We start from the raw sequence: 20,593 nt of genomic DNA, 5'->3' as shown, positions 1-20,593 counted from the left end.
AGAATGGTCGCCATTGCACCGCGGGACGGCGCCAGCCTTTTTTATAATGACCTAATGCGTAAACTATGGCTTGGGCGAAAAGAATCCTACTGACATCCCCCCATCCATGCCGATCGCCTGGCCGTTGATTGACCGCGCGGCCGGGCTTGCCAGAAACGCAAAGGTCGCCGCAATCTCATCGGGTTCCGGGATATGTCCGGTCGGCATTCCGGCGCGCATCGCTTCCACCGGGATACCAAAAACCGCCGACGCCTCGTGCAACATAGGCGTGTTAATGGGCCCCGGAGTGACGCAATTGGTGCGGATACCATCGGGTCCATGATCGATTGCCATGCAACGGGTTAGGTGGATCAACGCCGCCTTGCTCACCGCATAAGCAACCGCATTGGGCACGTAGCGGTGTCCCGCGAGCGCCGCGGTAAACAGAATTGCCCCGCCGCCACGCTCCCGCATAATCGGCACCGCTTCGCGTGCCAGTCGAATGCCCGCCATAAGATTGACATCCAGCACGCGCTCGAAATCAACATCTGGCACCGTCTCGACCGTGCCAGATGTCCCGATTGCGGCATTGTGGATCAGAACATCCAGACCACCGAACAGCTTGGACGCCTGCCCTACAATCATCTCTCCGCAACGCGCATCCGCAAGATCGATCATTATGGCCTCGGCCCGGCCTCCGGAGCTGCCAATCTCCTCAAGAACGCCATCGCAGGATACGCGGTCACACAGGAGCACGCTATATCCCTCGCGTGCAAAGCGCAGCGCGGTCGCCCGCCCTACCCCGGAACCCGCCCCAGTGATAGCCGCGACCCGGCTTGATACCGGGGCCGTCACGACTTGCCACTCCGAAAGAGGAACGTGAGCAAGAAGATGAGGATGCGGGGGCTGAGGAGCTTCAAACCCTTCCGCGCCTCATCCGGCGACAGGCGAGCAGACATCGGCATGGTGCCGAAAACCTTGCCCTTGATCACAAGCTCGCCCGAGGCAATATCGAGCGCCGTCACCTCCATGAGGCTGCTTCGGTCCTGCGAGAGTATCTTCACGAGATCACCTTGTCGAAATCCATGCCCAGATCGTCAAACATGCGGATCGCCGTACCGCGGCCCGCGCCGAACACACCGCCCCCGGGATGGAGGAAGGGACCGACAAGATACATCCGTTCAACCCCAGGCACGGTGTAATTGCCAAGGTCAGGGGTTGGGCGGTGCGCTGCGAACTGATTGAGATAGGGGGCGCAGCCATGGATATCGCCACGCTGGAAGCTGGGCGAGCTGCGTTCAAGATCGAGCGGCGAATCAGAATGCACGGCAATGATGTTGTCAGCATCAAGGTTGTGACAGAACAGCCCAATTTCTTCAATGATATGCTGCTGATGCTGCTCCTTGATGCGATCCCACGCCGCAGCGCCGCCATCGGCAAGCTCATATGGTGCATAGGAAAAGGCATAGAAGGTCGCCTTGCCTTCGGGAACGCGGGTAGTATCCGCCACCGATGGTGAGGATGCCCCGATCAGAGGTTTTTTGGGCAAGTGACCATATTTCATGTCGTCAAACTTGCGCAGGAAATCCTCCATCCCACCCGAGTGCAGTTCGACCACGTAACCATCGTCGACATTCTCGTCGCTCTTGAATCGCAGCGGTTCATTGAGCGCGGCATGGACGGCGAAGGCACTGTAGGCCGCCTGCTGCACACGCTCGGCGCGCTGAACAACGCCTGTGTCGAGCCCATCGATGAACCGACCGAGCAGATGCGGGTGGATCGCGCCGATGACGGCATCGCGCGCCATGATTTCTTCATTATCGGCCGTCCGCACGCCGGTTGCGCGTCCGCCGCTGACGATGAGTTTGGTAACCGGTGTATCGCAGCGGATCTCGCCGCCATGGCTCTTGATGCAATCGGCAAGCGCCCGCGACAATTCGCCGCTTCCGCCCACCGCCGCGCCGCACCCGTAGCGTTCGATGGCCGCGACAAAAAACAGCAGGCCAATCCCGGTGCCACGCTCGAAGGGCGCCGCCAGATTCTCGCTCAGCAATTTGAGGAAATGCATGCGGACTTTTTCATTCTTGAAGCGATCGCTCACCAGATCCCAGGCACTGCGCTGCAGGATGTCCAGCATCACGCGGCCTTCAAGGCTTTGATCCAGCATCGCAAACGTCGCACCAAAAGGTGCCGGCGGGACGAACATGCCAGCCGTAAGCATGGGCAGGAGCTTGGCGCCAAGAGCAGAAACTTCCGCGTAGGCCTGCGCGTCTTCGGCAGAGAAACGGGCGATCTCCGCCACATTGGCGGCCGGGTCCGTGAACATGCTGATTGAGGAACCGTCCTCGAAGATCGACACGAACGGGCGCTTGGGGAAATTGTATTTCAGGCCGAATTTCGACTTTAGCCCCAACTCATCATTCACAATCAGCGGATTGGCCTGAAGCATGATGTGGCTCATGCTGTGCTGGTCGTGCTTGAAGCCGGGAACCGTCAACTCCCGTGTGACCACGCCGCCGCCGAAGAAGGGTTTCGCCTCAAGGACGATGACCTGCTTTCCCGCCTTGGCGAGGTAAGCCGCAGCGACCAGGCCATTATGCCCGCCCCCTACAACAACGATATCATATTGCGCCATGGACATTTCTCTCCGTTCACTATCGATTCGTTGACTCACTTTAAATGATGGTTTAAATCGAGGCAACAACTTCGCGATCTCAGATTGCCGGGGAGCAGGTTGGACGATACATCGGTTGCGCCAAGGGGGAGATAGCATGACCGCCAATCGGCTGAAGAAAGGCCCAGGAACCACACGCGCCCGTATTGTCGAAGCGGCTACCAAGCTGTTCTTTTCACGAGGCTATAACGACGTGCGAATAGCCGAGATCGCAGCTGCCGCTCACAGCAATATCGCCTCGATCAACTATCACTTCGGAAGCAAGGAAAGCCTGTTCGCCGACATCTTTACCGCTGAATGCGAGAAGGTGGCGACGGCTCGGTCGGATCGGCTGGAAGCGTTGCTCCGGGCGAATACAGCCCCCATGCTCGAAGACGTTGTGCGAGCATGGCTCGATCCGGTTTTCGAAAATCACGCGATCACCGAAAACAGAATCATTTTCACCCATCTCATGGGGCTCGTTCTCTGGTCCGACGTCAACGACAAAATCAGAGAGACGATGTCCAAGTCGCTCGCTGTCGTGGATCAACGCTACATTGAGGTCCTCGCCCAGATCCGTCCCGATCTCTCACGCGATGTAATTGCCTGGCGCATGTTCGGTGCGCTGGGTGCCTACTCACTCACACTGGGCCATCCAGAACTCATCGATCAACTTTTTGCCGGCGCCACCAGCAGCAAGCATGCCACTGATCGATTGAGTGATCATCTCTTGGCCTTCATTACCGGCGGGCTGGCAGCTGCGGCCCCGCCTTCCGACTAAAAGGATGGAAACCAATGACCTTGAGCAAAGATATGCGCGCCGTTCGCTACCACCGACGCGGAACACCTGATGTCCTCATTCTGGAGGAAGTCCAGCGCCCTATTGCCGGTCCGGGTCAGGCGCTGATCCGGGTCGAGGCAGCGGGGGTAAATTTTGCGGACGTCGTGCAGCGCGGCCATGGCTATTATCCGGCATCCATCACTTTGCCCGCTATCGCGGGCAGCGAGTTCATAGGCTGGATCGATAGCGTAGGCCCGGGCGTCACGCTTCAAACGGGAACTCGGGTCATCGGCTCCTGTCCGGGGGCCGGTTACGCCGAATATGTCGCGGTGCCCGCCGTGCAACTGGCATCTGTCCCCGAGGATTTGCCCGCGGCGGTTGCGCTCGCACTGTTTATCCAAGGCCTGACGGCGTGGTTCATGCTCACAGAAGCCGCGAAATTGGCCTCCGGGGAAGCGGTGCTGATCCCAAGCGCAGGAGGTGGGGTCGGCTCTTTGGCCGTGCAGATCGCCGCTGATCTTGGCGCAGGCCATATCGTGGCATTGGCAAGTTCCGAGCAGAATCGTCATTATGCACAGACAGCGGGCGCTACTGCCGTGATCGACTCATCTCAATCTGACTGGTCAGACGAAATCACTCGGATGCTTGATGGGCGAGCGCTGGATATCGTCCTCGACCGCGGCGGCGGAAAGTCGATGTTGGCTGGCCTTTCACTGCTTGGGCCGTTTGGTCGATTGGTTGTGTTCGGCTCTTCCGATGGCCAACTGCTGGATGTGCCTGTCGGTGGTCTTTTGGAACGCAGCATCAGCGTTACCGGCTTCTTTCTGGCCACCTATTTCGCCCATCGTCCCCACGTTCTGGGTGCTGCGCTGGCCGGGCTCGTCCAGCGCTGGCGGGAAGGCCGCGTAAAACCGCTGCTGGGCCCCTCTTTCGCCTTGGGTGAGGCAGCAGCAGCTCACGCCTTGCTGGAAAGCCGGACCACATCGGGCAAAATAGTTCTGAAAGTGTCATCGCAGTGATCCGGGCCACCGCGAGATGACGTAGAGGCGCGCCTCGGTTCTTCGCCGGGCGCGTTCGACGATGTGGCCGATCCGTTTTATCATGACAAAAAGAGGGGCGCAAAGGTTGAACTTTGCGCCCCTTTCCATTTAGCCGCAGCGAGAATTACGCAACGATGCTGCGTTCCTCCACGATGAAAAGGATCTCCGAACGGCGCTCCAAAAGCGGCAACAGCGTGGATTCGGCTTCCTCGATCGCCGAGCGATAGGCCGCGATAGCCTGACCGGCATCCTGTGCATCAAGCCACAGGCTGTCCACGCCCACATAGGAGCTGAGCGGGGCGTTAGCGATGAAACCGGCAGGAAGTTGGGCGGCAAAGCCGTCGAGGCTGATGCTGCGCGTCATCCTACGCAGCATCGGTTTCAGGGCGGAATGGTCGGCAATCCGCTTTGCCTCGGCTTGCCACTGCGCCTCAAAGCTTTTCGCGTCAGCCCTGCCATTGCTGGCGATAAAACGCATCAACTTCAACCGCGCGGTGCCGGGATGGGCCACCGGTTGTTCCTCCACCCGCGTTGCCAACAGGATAACCCGGCTTTGGCACACGAAGTTCAACTCATCGGGCTGAATGGTATCGTGGTAATAGGGATCGGCAAGCGATTGGGCGAAGGCCGTGCCATCGGCAAAGCTGATCTCGCTAAATGAGTCGAAATCGGCACCAGAGATCCAGCCATCCTCCTTGGTGCCAAACGCGGCATCAAGGATGTGGTTTTGCATATATGTCTCCATGCTGCCCGGATTGTGCGCAACGGTCGCACCGTGGCAATGTTCAGCGTAGTACGAATACTCGGCATGGGTCATACCAGCCCGGCGACGACCGCCAATGATGATTTTCAGCATTTGTTGATCCTGATAAATGCTCCCACCGGCCAGATATGATTCCGGTGCGGTTGGGATCGGGTGGGATGGGCTCAAGAAAGCGGGTGTTGGTGAAGAGTCGCCTTCAGGCCGCAGCCTGCTCGGCGCGGATCATCGCGGCCAGCTTACGCCTTGCGCGGATCGCTCCTGTGTCGGGCGACAGAACCAACGGCTTAAGATCCATCAGTTCGGCACTGCCGATAGCGTGCTGTTGTGCCTCGACCATGGGCTTGTCTTCTTCCATGAAGACATGGGTAATCACCTTTGTCACGATGGCGTTGTATTCAGCATCATGCTGCCGAAAGCTGCGGCAATTGGCGTAGAAATAATGGGTGGTGGTGGGCGTTTCGGGCGTCATGATGTGAAATGCCGTGGCTCCCACGGGACTGTCATCTGGTCGCTCGATCTCGATGGTCAGGGCCATGGCGCTGGGGGCGGTCCAGGTCACCTGCGTACGCTGACGGGCAGGCGTTGCCGGGTCGGGCATTTCCCGAGCGAAGGCGGGGGGCACACTGTCGCTGTCCACCTGCCAAGTGATCGTTACTGTGCGATCCTCCTCCTTCACCCCGGCGTTGGACCGTGAGATCGAACCTCCCCCCAGTGTGTCGGCATGCAGATAATCGACATGGCTGAGGTCCATAATGTTGTCACTAAGCAATTGGTAATTGGCCGCGACGTGCAACATACCACGCATGCGTCCGGTCTCTGGCGCGGCAGCCAGCAGCGTATAGTCCGGGATCAAAGCCGGATCGGCCAAAGCGGCATCGCCCATCCACACCCAGATCATCAAGCCCGCCTCTTGGGTGGGAAAAGCACGGATGGCAGCGTTAGGTGCGATGCGCCCGTCGCCATGAGGATTGCGCGTGCATTGCCCGCCAGGGCCAAAGCGCAACCCGTGATAGGGACATTGCAGTTCATCCCCGTGGCGCTGGCCCATGCTGAGCGGCACAAAACGGTGGCTGCACCGATCAGCCAGTGCAAGCACCGCCCCATCCGTACCGCGATAAAACACGATGCGCTGTGACAGAATCGTGCGCGACAGCAGCGCATCTGGGCCCACTTCATCTGCCCAGGCCGCCATATACCAGGCATTTTGCAAAAAACTCATTTTCACTCTCCCAAACTTTATGCTGGGGGTGAAGATAGCCACAGTTCTTCGGTGGCTTATATACCCGAAACTTTCTAAAATCGGCTCAATTCGCTCAACCCTGCGCTTTATGCTGTGCCTTCAGATAGTCGCGGGGCGACATGCCATAACACCGGACAAAGGCGGAGCGAAAGGCCCGTTCAGACTGATAACCGGCATTCTCGGCCAATTGCGCGATCGGCAGACGCTGGCTCAGCATCATATCGCGCGCAGCACTCAGCCGGACGCCCAGCACGTAATCCATGGGAGGCTGAGACAACAGTTCGGAAAAGCGGCGCGCAAAGGTTGATCGTGCCATGTTGGCCTCGCGTGCCATGGTAGCCACGGTCCATTTCGCCATCGGCTGTGCATTCACCAGCGACAGGACGCGCCCGATCTGCGGATCGGAGAGGCCTTTGAGCCAGCCTGTGCCCGCCCCCGAATCGCTGGCGATCCAGGACCGCAAAAAGCTGGTGAACATCAGATCGGCCAGATGCGATGCAGTCGCCGTATAGCCGGGCAGATGCCCCCCCTTCTGCTCAACAAGATAGGCGGAAAGGCTGGACAGCCATGGGAAGATTGTCTCCGCTTCTTGCCGGATAACAAATGAGGGCGGCAGGTCGGAAAGTACAGGGTTACGGTCAGGTTCTCGCAGCAGATAGGCTAACGCCAAAATACGTGTGCGCGGCGTACCATCCCCCATCGTGAGGTGCAAAGGCGCATCGCGGCGCGTCGCGGGATTAAACGTCGCCGCACCATTTCGCGAGAGCAAGTCGAGCAGCGCCAGAACCGGCGCATCAGGATCGCTGGCAAAGCTGTGGGGCGTGCCGTTGAGCACAATGGCGGTTTCGCCCGCCCCCAGCCACGTGCCCGGCGAACCCGCGGTGCATAACCAGCAACGACCTTCGAGCACAGTCAGGCTACAGGCGAAATCAGGCATGACCTGCGTCAGACCAAAGCCCCATTGGCCACCGAAATCAAACACCCCAATCGAATTGGAAAGCACCTTGATCGACAGCAGAGCGTTACCAAGCAAATCCATCTTGCGCCGCCAATTTCCTGACCTGGCATGAGAAGCACAATCTTAACCGATCAGCGGCGTGCAGCAAGCACCCCTTCCATCGGTTGAGTTAAAGTTCATTACAAAACGGACTATTCGAGATGGACACTTCTAGAGCCTATATCGATAGCAGAGTGGCCATTTTGATTTGGAGAAGTCTTTGAAACATGGCAAACGTGGCTCCGTGCAGTCCAGTCCTGTCGGAGCGAAAGCATTGTCACGATAAGGGCGAGACTAGCGCCGTATAAAACCTCGAGAAGCATTGCAGCAAAAATCGAATACCCGCCGTGCCATGGCCCAGAACAGGGCCGGCCGATCGGCACTGAACACCGCAACACAGACCGACAGCGACATAATGGCTTTTGCAATGACGCTGATTCCCGTTTCGGCTTGGACGTCAGCTGCGGCGTTTGATAGACGCGTCATCGCCGACCGTGTCCGGTCTTCATACTGCGGCACCGCACGGCTGTGTTTATGCGATCCACTCCCCTCCCAATCGCCGCGTTTTTGCCCGCACTGTCGGCAAACGAGAAATTTAAAATTATTATAAAGGCGTTAGCTCATCACATAATCTGATGGGAAGAGCGATCTTTGATCAGATCAACCCAGAGCCAAATCAGATCTATGCATGGGTTGTCACCCTAGCTTAACATGGGCTGACGCGATTCTTGTCTTATCGGCTGCGTCTTTGAGACTCTGGCGCAGCCAAGTAATACCCTCGTCGTCGACGCGGCTATGGTGGAACTGCAAGACCTCGCGCATTCTGGGAAATTTGAATGGTAATGGCACCCAGAGGGTCGGGTAGATTTCGCAAATTCGCTCTGCAAGGCGTCGCTGTACAATAGCGAGACAATTCGTCGCGAGCACCGCTGGGGCCACGGCCATGAAAGTATCCACGACCACCCCAATGCGCCGAACTTTATGAAGGTGTTCCAAATTCCGGTCGGCAAACGACGGCCTTCTCCATGGCCCAATCATGCACGAAACATGCTGCGCCTCCAACAGAACTTCTTCGGTAATGGGATGAGCAAACCGCGGATCGTCGCACCTGCCCAACACGACATGGGTCTCCTCAAAGAGAGGTTGCAGTGGATGCCGTTCCGATGCGTACTCTTCGGGAAGAACCATGAGGTCGGCTTCGGCGAGTTCGAATTTTCGCAGCAGCATCTCGTCGATGCTGGAAAGCTCGAAGCGAACATTAGGTGCCGAAGCTCGTATCGAACGAATCCATTCAAAAACAAGCGTGTGCTGGAGATAATCTGAGGCGCCTATTATAAAGGCTCGCTCAGAAGTCGCCGGATCAAAAAGCGACGTGTCCGAAACCAGGCTATCCGCCACCAACAGAAATTCGCGAACGCGCGGCCAAATGCTTTGCGCGAATGCGGTGGGATACATCCGCCGATTGTGAACGGTTAGCAGGTCGTCGCCAAAAAACTCGCGCAGACGTGCCAGGATCGCGCTCATTGCCGGCTGAGTCACCGCCAGCTTCCGGGCGGCGGAAGAGACGCTGCGGTCGGTCAGCAGCACGTCCAGCGCTTGCAGCAAGTTGAGGTCCAGCCCCTTGAAACGCATGCCCTTAATCCCCAACACCCTATTGCATCGTCGATGCTGTATCACAAATTTTCATTGCATTGTATAATTTAAATACATTACCGTTATGCTATAATTCGAACTATGCGGACTCCACAAGCCACCGTGACGACCTTGGGCCACAGCCTATCGTCCCGTCGAAGGGCCAAACAAGGGGAGTTCGATGCCGATCAAACTGGCAATCATACCGCAGAACCGCAGCGGCATGTCGCATGCACAATTGCGTGAATACCTTGAACGTCATCATGGACCGCTGTGCCTTGCACACCCGGACGTTTCAGGCCCGTTCCAGCGTTACATCCATCATTATGTCGACGAAACTTTTCCGCTTCCGGACGGCTATACCCCTCTGGAAAGAGGCGCGGTCACTCTGATCAGCTTCGCCGACATGGCTGGTTTGGTCGCCAGTAAGCAATCAACCGCCTATATCGAAGTTGTGGGCCCCGACGAAGACAACTTCCGAGATGAGGCGGGCTCGCAGGCGCTCATGGTCGACGAAAACGTCATTATCGATGGTATCGAGGCCGAGACGCATAAGGCATTCGTCCTGCGCGAAGTGGCTGGCGACCCCAAGGCGTTCGCCGCAGAACATGCGGCCCGGCTTCATGACGTCATCAAAACCGGCGCCATCCCCAAGCCCGACAGACTGGTGATCAACTCTGCGGCTTCGGACAAGGTTACGTGCGACTTCAACCAGTTTGACGAAATCAGCTTTGCCAACCGTGAGGATCTGCGCGCGTTTCTTGGTGCCATTGCTGCGGCCAACGACAGTTCGGGTGGCAAGCCGGTCGAAAATCTCATCGTCTGCAACACCGTAATATTCAAATAAGAACAATAGGGAGGATTAAAATGAAGAAGTCCCTTTTCCTGGGAACCGGCTTAATTAGCGCGCTTGGCTCCTTTCCTGCGTTGGCGCAGGAAAACCCCGCAACGGCGCCAGGCCAGGGTTTAACTGATATCATCGTGACAGCTCAGCGGCGGCCCGAGCCGCTGCAACGTGCAGCCGTCGCCGTGTCTGTGGTCAGCAGTGAAGATATTGTCCGCGCCGGGGTAACCAAGGCGACAGATCTAGCGGCCCTCGTTCCGGCTCTGCAAGCGTCAAGCGCCGGCGGCACAACGGCGAGCTTTTATGTTCGTGGCGTTGGCGCCTTTGTCGCCAATTCTTACACGGACGGAGCTGTATCGTTCAACTATGACGGCGTGTATCTGGCCCGTCCCGCATCCACATCGGGCGTATTTTACGACCTAGGGCGGGTGGAAGTGCTCAAGGGCCCGCAGGGCACCCTTTATGGCCGCAACTCGACGGGCGGCGCCATCAACGTGCTGCCGCAACGCCCCGAACTGGGCAAAACGAGTGGCTTCGTCGACCTAAGCTATGGCAACTACGACGCGCTCAATGTACAAGGTGCCATCAACGTGCCGCTTGGCCAGATAACCGCGCTTCGCATCGCCGCCATGGGCATTGATCGCAAAGGCTATAATTCGGACGGGACTGACGATGACAAAGGCTGGGCAATTCGGCCCCAGTTGCTGTTCCAGCCCTCCGATGACTTCAGCCTGCGCATCGCCGCGGACTATTATCAGCAGCGCGGTAAAGGCGGCGGCGGAACCTTCACCCACGCCGTTGCCTTCAATCCTGCCAATAACAGCTATACAGCCATTCCATCAGGACTGGACAGCTCGGTCGGCACGTTTGACAGCCGCGCGGCGGCTTTTCTGGGCACGGCATTTTCCGGCGTCTCGGGCCGGACGCTTGGCCCGCTGCTATCCTCGCCACGCGTCAACAATGAAAACTGGGGCCTCAATGCCGAATTGACGTGGAAGACCGGGATTGGCACCCTGACGGTCATCCCGTCCTATCGCCAATTCAAACAGGAAGCCACGACAGGTGGCGGTGGCTTCACCAATTATACGCGCGATTCGGACAAACAATTCAGCCTCGAAACGCGCCTGTCGGGCGACCCCAGCGCGCGGCTGTCCTGGCTGGTGGGCGGGTTCTATTTCAAGGACACCGTCGACGCACCCGACTTCCGGGTTACCATGCAGGTGCTCGACTCCTTCCAGAAGTATAAGCTCGAAACCGAATCACTGGCCGCATTTGGCCGCCTCGGCTTCAAGGTTACCGACCGCTTCCGACTGGTTGCGTCCGGCCGATACACCAACGATCATCGCTCCTTCGCGGGGACGGCGAACGTCTTGCTCGATGTTTGCGCTTCGCCCACCCATGTCTGCGCAAACGCGCCCTTGCTGCCTTTTGCCTCATCGGTGGCTGACACGGTTGCGCAACTGGGGCTGATCCAGGTCGCGCCGCCGACGGCCAATTCCCCGGCGGTTTACATCCAACCCAGTGCAGCTGCTGCGAACACAATCTTTCTGCAAGGCACGACTACGCTTGACCAGTCTCGCACCGATGGCAGGTTCACCTACCATCTTGGCGCTGAGTATGATCTTGCGCCCAGCTCCTTGCTCTATCTCTCGTATGATACTGGGTTCCGTTCGGGCGGCTTTGCCTTTTCCGGCTTCCGCCCCACGTTCGGCCCTGAAAACATTCGGGCATGGACATTGGGTTCGAAGAACCGCTTCTTCAACAACCGCGTCCAGCTCAATGTCGAGGCCTTCCTGTGGAAATACACAGACCAGCAGGTTTCACACCTCGGCCCCGACCCGCAACTGGGCTCAACCTTCTACACCGAGAACATCGGTCGTTCGACCAACAAGGGCATCGAGGTTGAATTGCAGGTCAAGCCCGCGCAGGGAACACGCCTGTTTGCCGATGTGCAATATCTCGAAACCAAGCTCGATTCGTTCAAATATACATCTCCGGCCGTCACCAACGGCACCGCGAACCCACCGCCCTATGTGGCATGCGGCGTTACGCCCCCGGCAGCCTTTACCGCAGGCTCCAATTACACCATTGATTGCTCTGGCCAATCGGCGTTTCAGGCGCCGCAATGGACAATCAACTTTGGCGGCGAGCAAAACGTCAAAATCGGCGATTATGAGCTGATCGCGAGGGCCTCCACACATTATCAGAGCAAGAGCTTCATCGGCTTCGAGTACCTGCCCTCGCAGACCCAGAGTGCCTATTGGACAACGAATGCCGGGCTGACCTTCCAGCCAACTGGCGGAGCATGGAGCATCTCGGCTTTCGCCAACAACATCGAGAACAAGCGGCGCGGGGTGCTTAGCTACTACAATTCGCCGACCTCAACCGTCACCGGTATCAATTCGGCTCCGCGTACCTATGGTGTTCGTTTGAGCTACAAGTTCTGATCTTTTCTATCGTCAAGCGGCGATCATGGCTTCCTTTCCCGAGCTTATGGTCCCGCTTGACGAAATTGGGGTGGGCTCATGAACGACGATCGCCATGTGTCCATCTGGGGTGGTCTCGTCTTTCTGGACAGATTTGCGGCGAAGTTAAGCTCAGGCCGATGTTATCATGCCGCGAGTGTAAATGCTTCATCACCGCTGAAGGCCAGCCTTTACCTGACCGATTGCGCAAGGAATTTGAGCGCGAATACGACCGCCTTGCCGTGTGGAAGATCAAATCCGTTCTGTAGAGAAAGAACGGGATCTTGCCGACGCACAGGCCCCCCGAGTGGAAGCCAATCGCCAGATGCTCCGCTTGATACCAGGCATTGGCGGTACAACTGCCGCAGTTATGGCTCGCGAGGTTTTGGCCAGGACGTTCAAAAGCCGATCACATCTGGGATCTTACCTTGGGATGACCCCCAGCGCGTTTGACAGAGGATCAACATCTCGATGTCAGGGCATTTCCAAAGCCGGGAACAGTTGGGCGCGGCGCATTTTCATCGAGATTGCATGGATATGGCAAAGCCGACATCCGGACAGTCCACTCACACAATGGTACAAGGCGCGCACGAAAGTGCAGTCGCCAAGGATCCGTCGTATCATGCTGGTAGCTATGGCCCGAAAGTTGGCAATTGCCTTATGGCGATACGTTGAAGCCGGTGTGGTACCAGACGGCGTCGAATTGGACACGAGAGCTTTGGAGTTTCGGGCCCTGGCCAGGGCCTGAATGCGGGGGAGACGGGACCCGAGAGCGCGATTGGTGCCATGCACCGGCAAAAAGTATGAGACCGTTCCCTTGATCGTCTGTGCTGTGCATACAGGATTGTGGCAAGCCGTCATGGAACTGCCGGATATAAGTTGATGCGCCCGGCGCGCGACTGCACACCGATGATCGCCCCGCTGATTTCCATCACACGGGCAAAGCGGCCCCGTCGGGACCGCTGTTTATTCGGCTACGTCCTCATTGACAAAACAGCCCACATATAAATCTCGCTCCACCAGCAACTGACCGATCTTGGCATGCAATTTCTCGATCTCGGCCTCGCCAGCAGCCTTGGCCGCCTGGTCGCCACCGTCAAACAGGCTGGCCATGCCTTCTATCGCCTGCCGTTTCCACGTGCCGATCATGGTATGGTGTAGCCATGCTTGCCGCCAGTTCCGCCAGCGTCAGATCGCCGCGGATCGCCTCCATCGCTACCTTGGCCTTGAACTCCGCACTGTAGCGCTTTCTCGTCGTCTTTATTCCAATCCATTCCTCAGGTCAGGCTGAGCTTATCACCCTGGCCAGAAAAGCGGCACCACCTCACCCTTAGGGTGGCCGTGGCTTGGGCCGCTACATTCCGGTGCATTAGATCGCACAAGCCATTGTCAAGTCGCGGTTCCCTTTGGCATGACGCAGCTGAAGCTCGCGGCCTGATTGTGGTCGCCTTTAATGTAGCGCGGGGTCCTCGGGTACTCGCAAAGAGGCCGCTCCAAAACTGCGGTCCTGCGGGACTGGAATAGCGGATCTCCGACCATACCCGGGCGCGGAGTAGCCCCTGCCGGAGGGCGCTTCCAGGCCACCAAGGGATTGGCAGCAGTCCCAGGCGCGATACCCTTTTCCACCCAGAGCGTCATGGCGCCGATCAGATCGGAAGCATCCGCACCGTCTCCGCCGCGGCAATGAGCCATCGATGGAACCATGTAGAGTCGGGCATTCCCAGCCGCTTTTCGATAACTTCTGTTCAAGGCCTTGAACGCGTTCACGCTGGTATAGGGTGGAACTTCTGCGTCATCCCAGCCATGAAAGATCATCAACTTGCCGCCGCGATCGAGGTAATGCGCAATCTTAGGCAAGCTGCCGCTCATATGCAGCATCCCTTCGAAAAAGCGCTTGAAATTGGGATACTCCCTAGCCAGATCCACGTCGCCCGGTCGAGAACCGGCGCCGCCCTGAGAAATCATCGAGAGATGTGAGCGGGCAAGCCCATCATTGAGAAAAGAGGGGTCGACGAGTCCGAAGCGGGCGCCGGTAATCTTGCCATTGAGGACAAGATCCGTCCTATAGAGCTTCAAGGCCTCGATCTGTGCATCGCCCAGACAGGCGCCAGCTTCTCCGGGCTTGCACTGCAAGCGCCTCATATCGATGCGACATGACTCGGGATCTGCGATGATGCCATCCTTCAGCCCATCGGACGGATCACACAGGCGCAGTTGCTCCTGTACCACCGCCGCGCCCTGTGCCGCCGAGAAGACCTTGCCGATTTGAGCTGTCTGCACCCATTTTGTTACCGCGCCAGCAAGGTCAGCTCCCCCAACATCGTCAGCCGCTTCACCCCATATGCCATCACCGCCGATGATGCCATCATAGAAATCGCCATAATCGGCTGCCACCGTGGAGGCATTTCGCCCGCCATTTGAACATCCTGCGAAATAGCGATATCTGGGGTCTTCGCCGTAAATAGCCTTCACGACCTCGGAGCCGACCATATCAGTGTCATAAATCTTGCCGTTGGCATAGCTCAGCAGCAGCCCGCGGTCTCCTGCGAAGCTGGCGTCCGGAAAATCCTCCCTCCGATGACCACCATTCGAGGCAATCACCGCATAGCCGGAATCTGCGAGATTGCGCCCGCTCGATACCATCGGGCTGCTCGGCACATCGAGCTTGGGCAGAAAGCCGTCCATCCCCCCACCGCCGAGATGGAGATAGCGTCCGGCCCAACGATCGGGCAGCCGCACCACAATGTCGGTTGAAGGAGCTACAGTCGCCGCTACGTCGCAATAGCCGCCCGCTTCCCCTTTTGCTGGCACGTATCTGGTCGATGTGAGCGTACCGTGTCGAAGCTTCAGCGACGACAATGTTTCGCAACGCTGTCTGAACTGATCGGAGGTTGGTGCATCGACTGAGGATTGCGCCCCGCTCCACGCGATAGCGCCAAGGCTGACCGCCATACCCAGTTTGATGATCTTGAATAAACTCATGACGTCAGTCCTTTCTGCAGACAAAACTGTGATGGGACATCACGGCGCCCCCCTTGTAGATGGCCACGAGTGGATAGGCACAGAGCGGGCGTGACATGACGGACTGTTCGAGCCGGTTGCGCACTACATCGCCCGAAGCGACGCCCTCCTGCCGCTTCCATGCCAGCATCGGATTATTCGGCGAGCCGGGCGCTATGACCTCTTCGACCCAGCGCGCCATGACAGGCAGCAGTTCGGCGGAATCCGCGCCATTACCCCCGCGGCAGTGTTTCATGCCTGGAACCATGTAGAGGCGGGCATTGTCACGCCCCTTCACGGTGGCAACCTGACGCAGTTTCCGGTAGAAATCCACGCTGCCCTGTGGTGGAACACCGGTGTCTTCCCAGCCGTGGAAGAGCATCAGCTTGCCGCCCTGGTCGATATAGCGCGCCACCGCGTCCAGACCGCCGGTCATGTGATAGACCCCGTCAAGGCCTGCCGCTATGTCAGCATAGCTCTCCGCGACAGGGAAGCGATCCAACTCGACAGGACTGGCTAGATGAAAGGCGATCGCCACATTGGCTGCGGCAACCTCGGGCCCGCCGGTTTCGCCCGGATTATCAATGCCCCATGGCGCGCCGACCACCTTGCCGTTCAGCCTGTAGGGCTGCCGTCTGCGCGCGATCACCGCAAGATCCTGAGGCGAAAGACACAGAGCGGAGCCGCCGCCCGGCTTGCAGGAAAGGACCGACAGATCCAGCTGGCGGGCACAGCGCGCCGGATCGGCGATGATCCCGTCCTTCAGCCCATCAAGGCCATCGCATTGACGCAATTGCTCGGCGTAGATCAGATTGCCTATGGCAGGGGAGATGGTCATGCCCTGCTGGAATGTATCGATCCATTTGACGGTGTAGCCCGTCAGATCGCCCCCGCCCGCCTCGTCTCCTGCCAGCCCCAACGGACCGTCCCCGCCGATGACCCCGTCATATTGGCCGGAGAAATAAGCCGCCGCCACCGAAGCATTCTTCCCTCCGTTGGAACAGCCCGCGAAATAGCGGTAGGACGCCGCCGAGCCATAGTAAGCTTCGATCAACTGCTGGCTGACCTGATCGGTGTCAAAAATCTTGGCCGTGGCATAGCTGAGCGAGAGGCCGCGATCCGAGGAAAAGCTGCCCTGCGCGAAATGTTCGCGCCGATGCCCGCCGTTGGAGACTGCCACAGCATAGCCCTCCTCCGCCAAATTATGCCCGCTGGCAATGATCCCGCTGCTGGGTGTGGAGACCGAGGGGATGAAGCCATCAAAGCCGCCGCCGCCGAACTGGACATAGCGGCCCCGCCAGCGGTCGGGCAGCCGCACGATCACATCATGCTCGGGCGCGACAGTGGCATGTACTTCGCAGAACCCAGCTTGCCCCGCCGAGGCGGCGCGGTGCGAAACCTGCGTGACGCGGCCATCGCGCAGAGTCAGGACGGCAAGCGCCGAGCATTTGTCCGCTGGATTGATCACCTCCTGCGCCGCTGACCCTCCTTTGGCCCAGCAAGGACTGGCGGCCCCCAGAAGAGAGCCGCCAGAGATTGCGATGAAAACGGTGCGCCAGCGCATCAAAAATTCAATCGCAAATCGATATAGAACCGCCGACCTAGCGGATCGTAGGTACCCGAGTCAGTGGAGCCGGACACCCCGGCCAGTGCTTCGGGACTTCTGTCGGTGATGTTGTCGATGCCCGCGCTGATCTTGAACTTTTTATTGACAGTAACGCTGCCGAAGACATCGAAGATGCTATAGGCGGAAACTCCAGGCTGCACATTCTGCGGCGTCGTGACCGCAGTCACATCCTTCATGCCCGACAGATATCGCCAGCGCGCACCGATGCCGAATTGTTCGAGGTCATAAGAGAAGGTGCTGGTGGCACGCCATCTGGCAAGATTGCCAATGCCGCTTCGTATCGTTCCCGCATAATTGAGCCCCGGTCCGGTGGGCAGGTCTCTGATGATGAATCTGTCGAGATAGGAAATGACAGAACCAATCCGAATTTTACCTGCACTCGCAATCCCTGCATCGGCAAGGTTGAGAGCCCAATTAACCTGCCCATCGACGCCACTCACCTGATAGCCACCCAGGTTGAGGTAGGTCTGGCTAACTTCCGCGACACTTCCATCCGCATAACGAGGCACAAGACGACAATAGACATTGTCAGATGAATAGGTCGGATTGCTGTTGTTAGCATTGAAGCAGTTATAGAGCGTGGTGTTCGCACCGATGACACCGATGGCATCCTTCAACTTGATATTATAGTAATCAATCGAGAGCTGGAGGTTTTTAAGTCCCACACTGTGGAACGGCGACTGCCAAGTAATTCCTGCCGTATAGGTATCGGCACTTTCAGGTTTGAGAGCCTTATTGCCTTGGGCAACAGCGGTAATCTGGTTGTACTCAAGAATATAGCTATCGACCGAGCTGGCCGGCACGCCTTGCGCAAGACACAAGGCGCGAACCTGCGAGGCATTCGTTCCCCGGCGATAGGATGACCGCACGTCGCAAGGGTCACCACCACCGCTGGTGGGGCTGCCAAGGTTCGTGCCCACAGAGCCAGCCTGGCGCCCCAGGAACAACTCGCCGACATTGGGCGCGCGAACCGCGCGCTGATACCCCGCCCGTAGCGCGAACCCGCCTGCGACAGCCCAATTCACATCACCCTTATAAGTCCAGATCGTGCCGCTGGTATCGTAATGCGAGTAGCGGCCGGCCAGATCCAGTTCGAGCGATTTGACCCCCGGCATGTCCGCAAATACCGGGACCAGTAGTTCCCCATAGATTTCCTTGACCGCAGTGCTTCCCCTGGTCGGGGCCATCGACAAGGAAGCCACCACCAGCGGCGGATTGTCCAGAAGCGCCGGATCGGGATCGATCGCGTAACTATTGCGCCGATAGCTTGCACCGGCGGCGAAACGCATATTGCCGGCGGGCAGCTTAAAGAGACCGCCCTGAATGGTGCCCTCCACAACGTCTTGGGTAAGGCTGGTACGACTGATAAGAGAGCGGCGGATATAATCCTTGCACGACTGGGAAACGCTTGCCGAACCAAAAATGTTAAATCCACCGCTGCAGATCGAAGCACCGCCATCGGGCGCCCTCAGCAAAATCTCGAGCGCCGGCAGGCTGAAGGCGCCATTGTACATGTTCGCCGTCATCGACGTATGGCCATGCGAACCGTAGACATCCCAGGTCAGCGCACCGCCATTGATCTTGCCGCGCAGACCTGCGATCACCTGATAGGTATAGGTGTCATTCTTCGCTGTTCTCTGCCCCAAAATATCGGTAAAGCGCTTTGTGATACCGAAATCGGCTGTCGGCCTTGGGCGCGAGGCAAGCACTGCCGCCAGGTCCTTAGGAATGAAGGGATTGGTCACCGGCAGGATCGGGTTTGTCGGCGATATGGACAAGGCACCCGAACCGTTCACGGTCGTCGTGTAATAGGTGAACTGTCCTTGCGCATAAGCCGTTATGTCTCCGCCAACATCGAATTCGGCCCGGCCAAAGGCGGCAAAGCGTTCCATTGGCGACTGAAGGATCTGCTCGGCATCCGGATTGTAATAAAGCGATCCCGCAGCATTGGTCGAGTAGCCGGAATCAACCCCCGGCCCTCGGTAATTGACGATCCCGCCGCTCGCCTTGAACAGTGTGCCATCCGGGTTAAAACCATAGGATGCGGAACCCGGAAACGATCCTGAATAGCCATATCGTGCAAAGACACCTGAGAGCGCGGCAGCAGAGGGTAAATTGCTCGAATCCGTGATCAGCGTGCCCAAAGGTGTGACGTTGGAAGAGGCCCCCCCGCCGCCATTGAAGCCGGACCGGAAGAACGGACGATCGCGGCGATAGATACCATCACGCTTGTAATATTCGACCGCGCCGATGAACTTGCCCCTGCCTTCAGCGAAATTGAAGCCGCCGCCCAGAGAGACATCGGTATTACGCCCATCTCCCCGTGAGGTGACACCCGACCGAAGCGACCCAACAAAACCCTTCAGATCGCGCCTTAACTGAAAATTAACGACGCCTGAAATGGCGTCGGACCCGTAAACAGCGGATGCGCCTCCCGTAATCACCTCGATGTTGCCGATGAGCACTGATGGAATGGTGTTGACGTCAATCTCGACGGCGGCAGTAGCCGGTTGCAGCCGCTTGCCATCGAGCAGGACCAGATTGCGCGATGCCCCCAATCCGCGCAGGTTAAGAGTAGCGATGCCCGGGGAATTGAAGGAGGCCGAGAATGCTGTCTGGCCGGCATTGAACTGGGGCATTTTGTTAAGTGATGCTTCGAGCTCGGCGTTCGCATTTTTCGACAGGGCTTCCGCCGAAACCGTGACGATTGGGCTTGTGGCCGTGTAATCCCGCCGTGAAATTCTTGACCCGGTTACGACGATTGCATCGCTGCCCTGAGATACTTCTCGGGATTGAATACCGATGTTTGAGCCGCCTTCCGATTGGGCAGAAGCATTCGACACGAAGATTGTTGATGAAACAAGGATAGTACCAACCGATGTCTTTATATAATTTTTATACCAATACAAATTCGCGAAGTTTGATTGCTTTTCCTTACGCATTACGCCTCCCCCTTTATGACACCTGCCTAACTCGCCATATAGTTTTGCATCAAACTATTGAGTCACCTAGTGCGTTGTTTGACGTATATGGAACTTGCCATCGGGCCCTTCCCTGCCCTGCAATGGTTCAAAGGTCTGATCGCCCTGAACCAGCCTACTTTTCCACCAGATCGGGAATTCCTAAACGGATTGCGTCTGAAGACTTGCCGCATGATCTTTTCGCTCATTGGGGCATGCTCTATCGCGAGACGGGCCACGAGCACTTCGCTGGCTCGCTGGTTGAAGTCGATCCTTGAGGAAGGCGGGCGGACGCAGGGAGGTGTACGGCGCCATGTCTTTGCCGATGGCGGCTATGCGGACGACAAACTCCGCAAACGCCTCGCAAGGCAACCGCGACTGGAGCCTCGAAATCATCAAGCGATCCGAAAAGACCCGAGGTTTCGAAGTGCTCCCAAGGCGATGGGTCATTGAACGCACATTCGCATGGCTCGGTCGATGCCGTCAGCTCGCCAAGGACTGGGAACAATCCATCTAAAGCTCAGCGGCTTGGGCCACCATAGCCTCAATCCGTATGCTAACCCTTCGAATTTCAACAGGTTAAAGTGCTTCAACGAACTTTCAAGTCAGATA

The 20,593-nt window shown here is 57.9% G+C and carries 14 protein-coding genes and 2 pseudogenes; 5 read left to right on the top strand and 11 right to left on the bottom strand.

What is annotated here, in order from left to right; all coding sequences use genetic code 11:
- Positions 1-63: 63 nt before the first annotated feature.
- Genes FHW92_RS22095 through FHW92_RS22085 form a run of 3 tightly spaced genes read right to left on the bottom strand, consistent with a single transcriptional unit; the run spans position 64 to position 2,614 of the window.
- On the bottom strand, positions 64-834 hold the full coding sequence (locus FHW92_RS22095; protein ID WP_168605459.1) for an SDR family oxidoreductase: 771 nt from the start codon (positions 832-834) through the stop codon (positions 64-66).
- Positions 831-1,043 (bottom strand): hypothetical protein, encoded by a 213-nt coding sequence (locus tag FHW92_RS22090; protein ID WP_172249376.1) that lies wholly within the window; start codon positions 1,041-1,043, stop codon positions 831-833. Before FHW92_RS22090 ends, FHW92_RS22095 begins: the two co-directional genes overlap by 4 nt.
- Positions 1,040-2,614 carry an NAD(P)/FAD-dependent oxidoreductase gene (locus FHW92_RS22085; RefSeq protein WP_168605458.1) on the bottom strand — a complete coding sequence of 525 codons (1,575 nt, stop codon included), beginning with the start codon at positions 2,612-2,614 and terminating at the stop codon, positions 1,040-1,042. Before FHW92_RS22085 ends, FHW92_RS22090 begins: the two co-directional genes overlap by 4 nt.
- A 136-nt stretch (positions 2,615-2,750) precedes the next feature.
- Between FHW92_RS22085 and FHW92_RS22080 the strand changes: the two genes are divergently transcribed.
- Both FHW92_RS22080 and FHW92_RS22075 read left to right on the top strand, forming a co-directional pair.
- Entirely contained in the window at positions 2,751-3,413 is a 663-nt protein-coding gene (locus FHW92_RS22080; RefSeq protein WP_168605457.1) for a TetR/AcrR family transcriptional regulator, read from the top strand.
- Positions 3,414-3,427: 14 nt separating this feature from the next.
- Positions 3,428-4,432, top strand: coding sequence for a zinc-binding dehydrogenase (locus FHW92_RS22075; protein ID WP_168605456.1), 1,005 nt, complete (start codon positions 3,428-3,430; stop codon positions 4,430-4,432).
- Between the two features lie 145 nt (positions 4,433-4,577).
- Here the strand turns inward: FHW92_RS22075 and FHW92_RS22070 are convergent, their stop codons facing one another.
- The 4 genes from FHW92_RS22070 to FHW92_RS22055 form a co-directional block, all read right to left on the bottom strand.
- Positions 4,578-5,384, bottom strand: a complete 807-nt coding sequence (locus tag FHW92_RS22070; RefSeq protein WP_168605455.1) for an EthD domain-containing protein — start codon at positions 5,382-5,384, stop codon at positions 4,578-4,580.
- Between the two features lie 28 nt (positions 5,385-5,412).
- Positions 5,413-6,408, bottom strand: coding sequence for an aromatic ring-hydroxylating dioxygenase subunit alpha (locus FHW92_RS22065; RefSeq protein WP_210428652.1), 996 nt, complete (start codon positions 6,406-6,408; stop codon positions 5,413-5,415).
- Positions 6,409-6,529: 121 nt separating this feature from the next.
- A complete protein-coding gene (locus FHW92_RS22060) occupies positions 6,530-7,495 on the bottom strand; it encodes an AraC family transcriptional regulator (RefSeq protein WP_168605454.1) in 966 nt (321 codons plus the stop codon).
- A gap of 654 nt (positions 7,496-8,149) precedes the next feature.
- The gene (locus FHW92_RS22055; RefSeq protein ID WP_168605453.1) at positions 8,150-9,085 is read right to left on the bottom strand and encodes a LysR family transcriptional regulator; all 936 of its coding nucleotides are present in this window, start codon (positions 9,083-9,085) and stop codon (positions 8,150-8,152) included.
- Between the two features lie 181 nt (positions 9,086-9,266).
- Here FHW92_RS22055 and FHW92_RS22050 point away from each other — a divergent pair, with 181 nt between their 5' ends.
- Both FHW92_RS22050 and FHW92_RS22045 read left to right on the top strand, forming a co-directional pair.
- Complete coding sequence (locus tag FHW92_RS22050) at positions 9,267-9,932, top strand: EthD domain-containing protein (RefSeq protein WP_168605452.1); 666 nt, start codon at positions 9,267-9,269, stop codon at positions 9,930-9,932.
- A 20-nt stretch (positions 9,933-9,952) separates the two neighbouring features.
- Positions 9,953-12,376, top strand: coding sequence for a TonB-dependent receptor (locus FHW92_RS22045; protein ID WP_168605451.1), 2,424 nt, complete (start codon positions 9,953-9,955; stop codon positions 12,374-12,376).
- 1,017 nt (positions 12,377-13,393) lie between these two features.
- Here the strand turns inward: FHW92_RS22045 and FHW92_RS22035 are convergent.
- From FHW92_RS22035 to FHW92_RS22020, 4 genes and pseudogenes are all read right to left on the bottom strand, one after another.
- A pseudogene (locus tag FHW92_RS22035) lies at positions 13,394-13,658 on the bottom strand (transposase); the annotation flags it as partial.
- Positions 13,659-13,783: 125 nt separating this feature from the next.
- Entirely contained in the window at positions 13,784-15,376 is a 1,593-nt protein-coding gene (locus tag FHW92_RS22030) for a tannase/feruloyl esterase family alpha/beta hydrolase (protein ID WP_168605449.1), read from the bottom strand.
- Between the two features lie 4 nt (positions 15,377-15,380).
- Positions 15,381-16,862: a tannase/feruloyl esterase family alpha/beta hydrolase gene (locus FHW92_RS22025; protein ID WP_168605448.1), complete on the bottom strand. Its 1,482-nt coding sequence runs from the start codon at positions 16,860-16,862 to the stop codon at positions 15,381-15,383.
- Between the two features lie 95 nt (positions 16,863-16,957).
- Positions 16,958-19,963: a TonB-dependent receptor gene (locus FHW92_RS22020; protein WP_168605447.1), complete on the bottom strand. Its 3,006-nt coding sequence runs from the start codon at positions 19,961-19,963 to the stop codon at positions 16,958-16,960.
- A gap of 327 nt (positions 19,964-20,290) precedes the next feature.
- Between FHW92_RS22020 and FHW92_RS22015 the strand changes: the two are divergent.
- Positions 20,291-20,495: pseudogene (locus tag FHW92_RS22015) on the top strand (transposase); the annotation flags it as partial.
- Positions 20,496-20,593 lie beyond the last annotated feature (98 nt).

It is taken from the genome of Novosphingobium sp. SG707 (genome assembly GCF_012275515.1).
Taxonomy (GTDB): domain Bacteria; phylum Pseudomonadota; class Alphaproteobacteria; order Sphingomonadales; family Sphingomonadaceae; genus Novosphingobium.
This window is presented reverse-complemented; position numbering and strand designations above follow the sequence as displayed.

Excerpts from the sequence above, each read along its gene's own strand:
- FHW92_RS22085 (WP_168605458.1), bottom strand. The coding sequence starts at position 2,614 with ATGGCGCAATATGATATCGTTGTTGTAGGGGGCGGGCATAATGGCCTG.
- FHW92_RS22080 (WP_168605457.1), top strand. The coding sequence starts at position 2,751 with ATGACCGCCAATCGGCTGAAGAAAGGCCCAGGAACCACACGCGCCCGT.
- FHW92_RS22075 (WP_168605456.1), top strand. The coding sequence starts at position 3,428 with ATGACCTTGAGCAAAGATATGCGCGCCGTTCGCTACCACCGACGCGGA.
- FHW92_RS22065 (WP_210428652.1), bottom strand. The coding sequence starts at position 6,408 with ATGGCGGCCTGGGCAGATGAAGTGGGCCCAGATGCGCTGCTGTCGCGC.
- FHW92_RS22060 (WP_168605454.1), bottom strand. The coding sequence starts at position 7,495 with ATGGATTTGCTTGGTAACGCTCTGCTGTCGATCAAGGTGCTTTCCAAT.
- FHW92_RS22055 (WP_168605453.1), bottom strand. The coding sequence starts at position 9,085 with ATGCGTTTCAAGGGGCTGGACCTCAACTTGCTGCAAGCGCTGGACGTG.
- FHW92_RS22050 (WP_168605452.1), top strand. The coding sequence starts at position 9,267 with ATGCCGATCAAACTGGCAATCATACCGCAGAACCGCAGCGGCATGTCG.
- FHW92_RS22045 (WP_168605451.1), top strand. The coding sequence starts at position 9,953 with ATGAAGAAGTCCCTTTTCCTGGGAACCGGCTTAATTAGCGCGCTTGGC.
- FHW92_RS22030 (WP_168605449.1), bottom strand. The coding sequence starts at position 15,376 with ATGAGTTTATTCAAGATCATCAAACTGGGTATGGCGGTCAGCCTTGGC.
- FHW92_RS22020 (WP_168605447.1), bottom strand. The coding sequence starts at position 19,963 with ATGCGTAAGGAAAAGCAATCAAACTTCGCGAATTTGTATTGGTATAAA.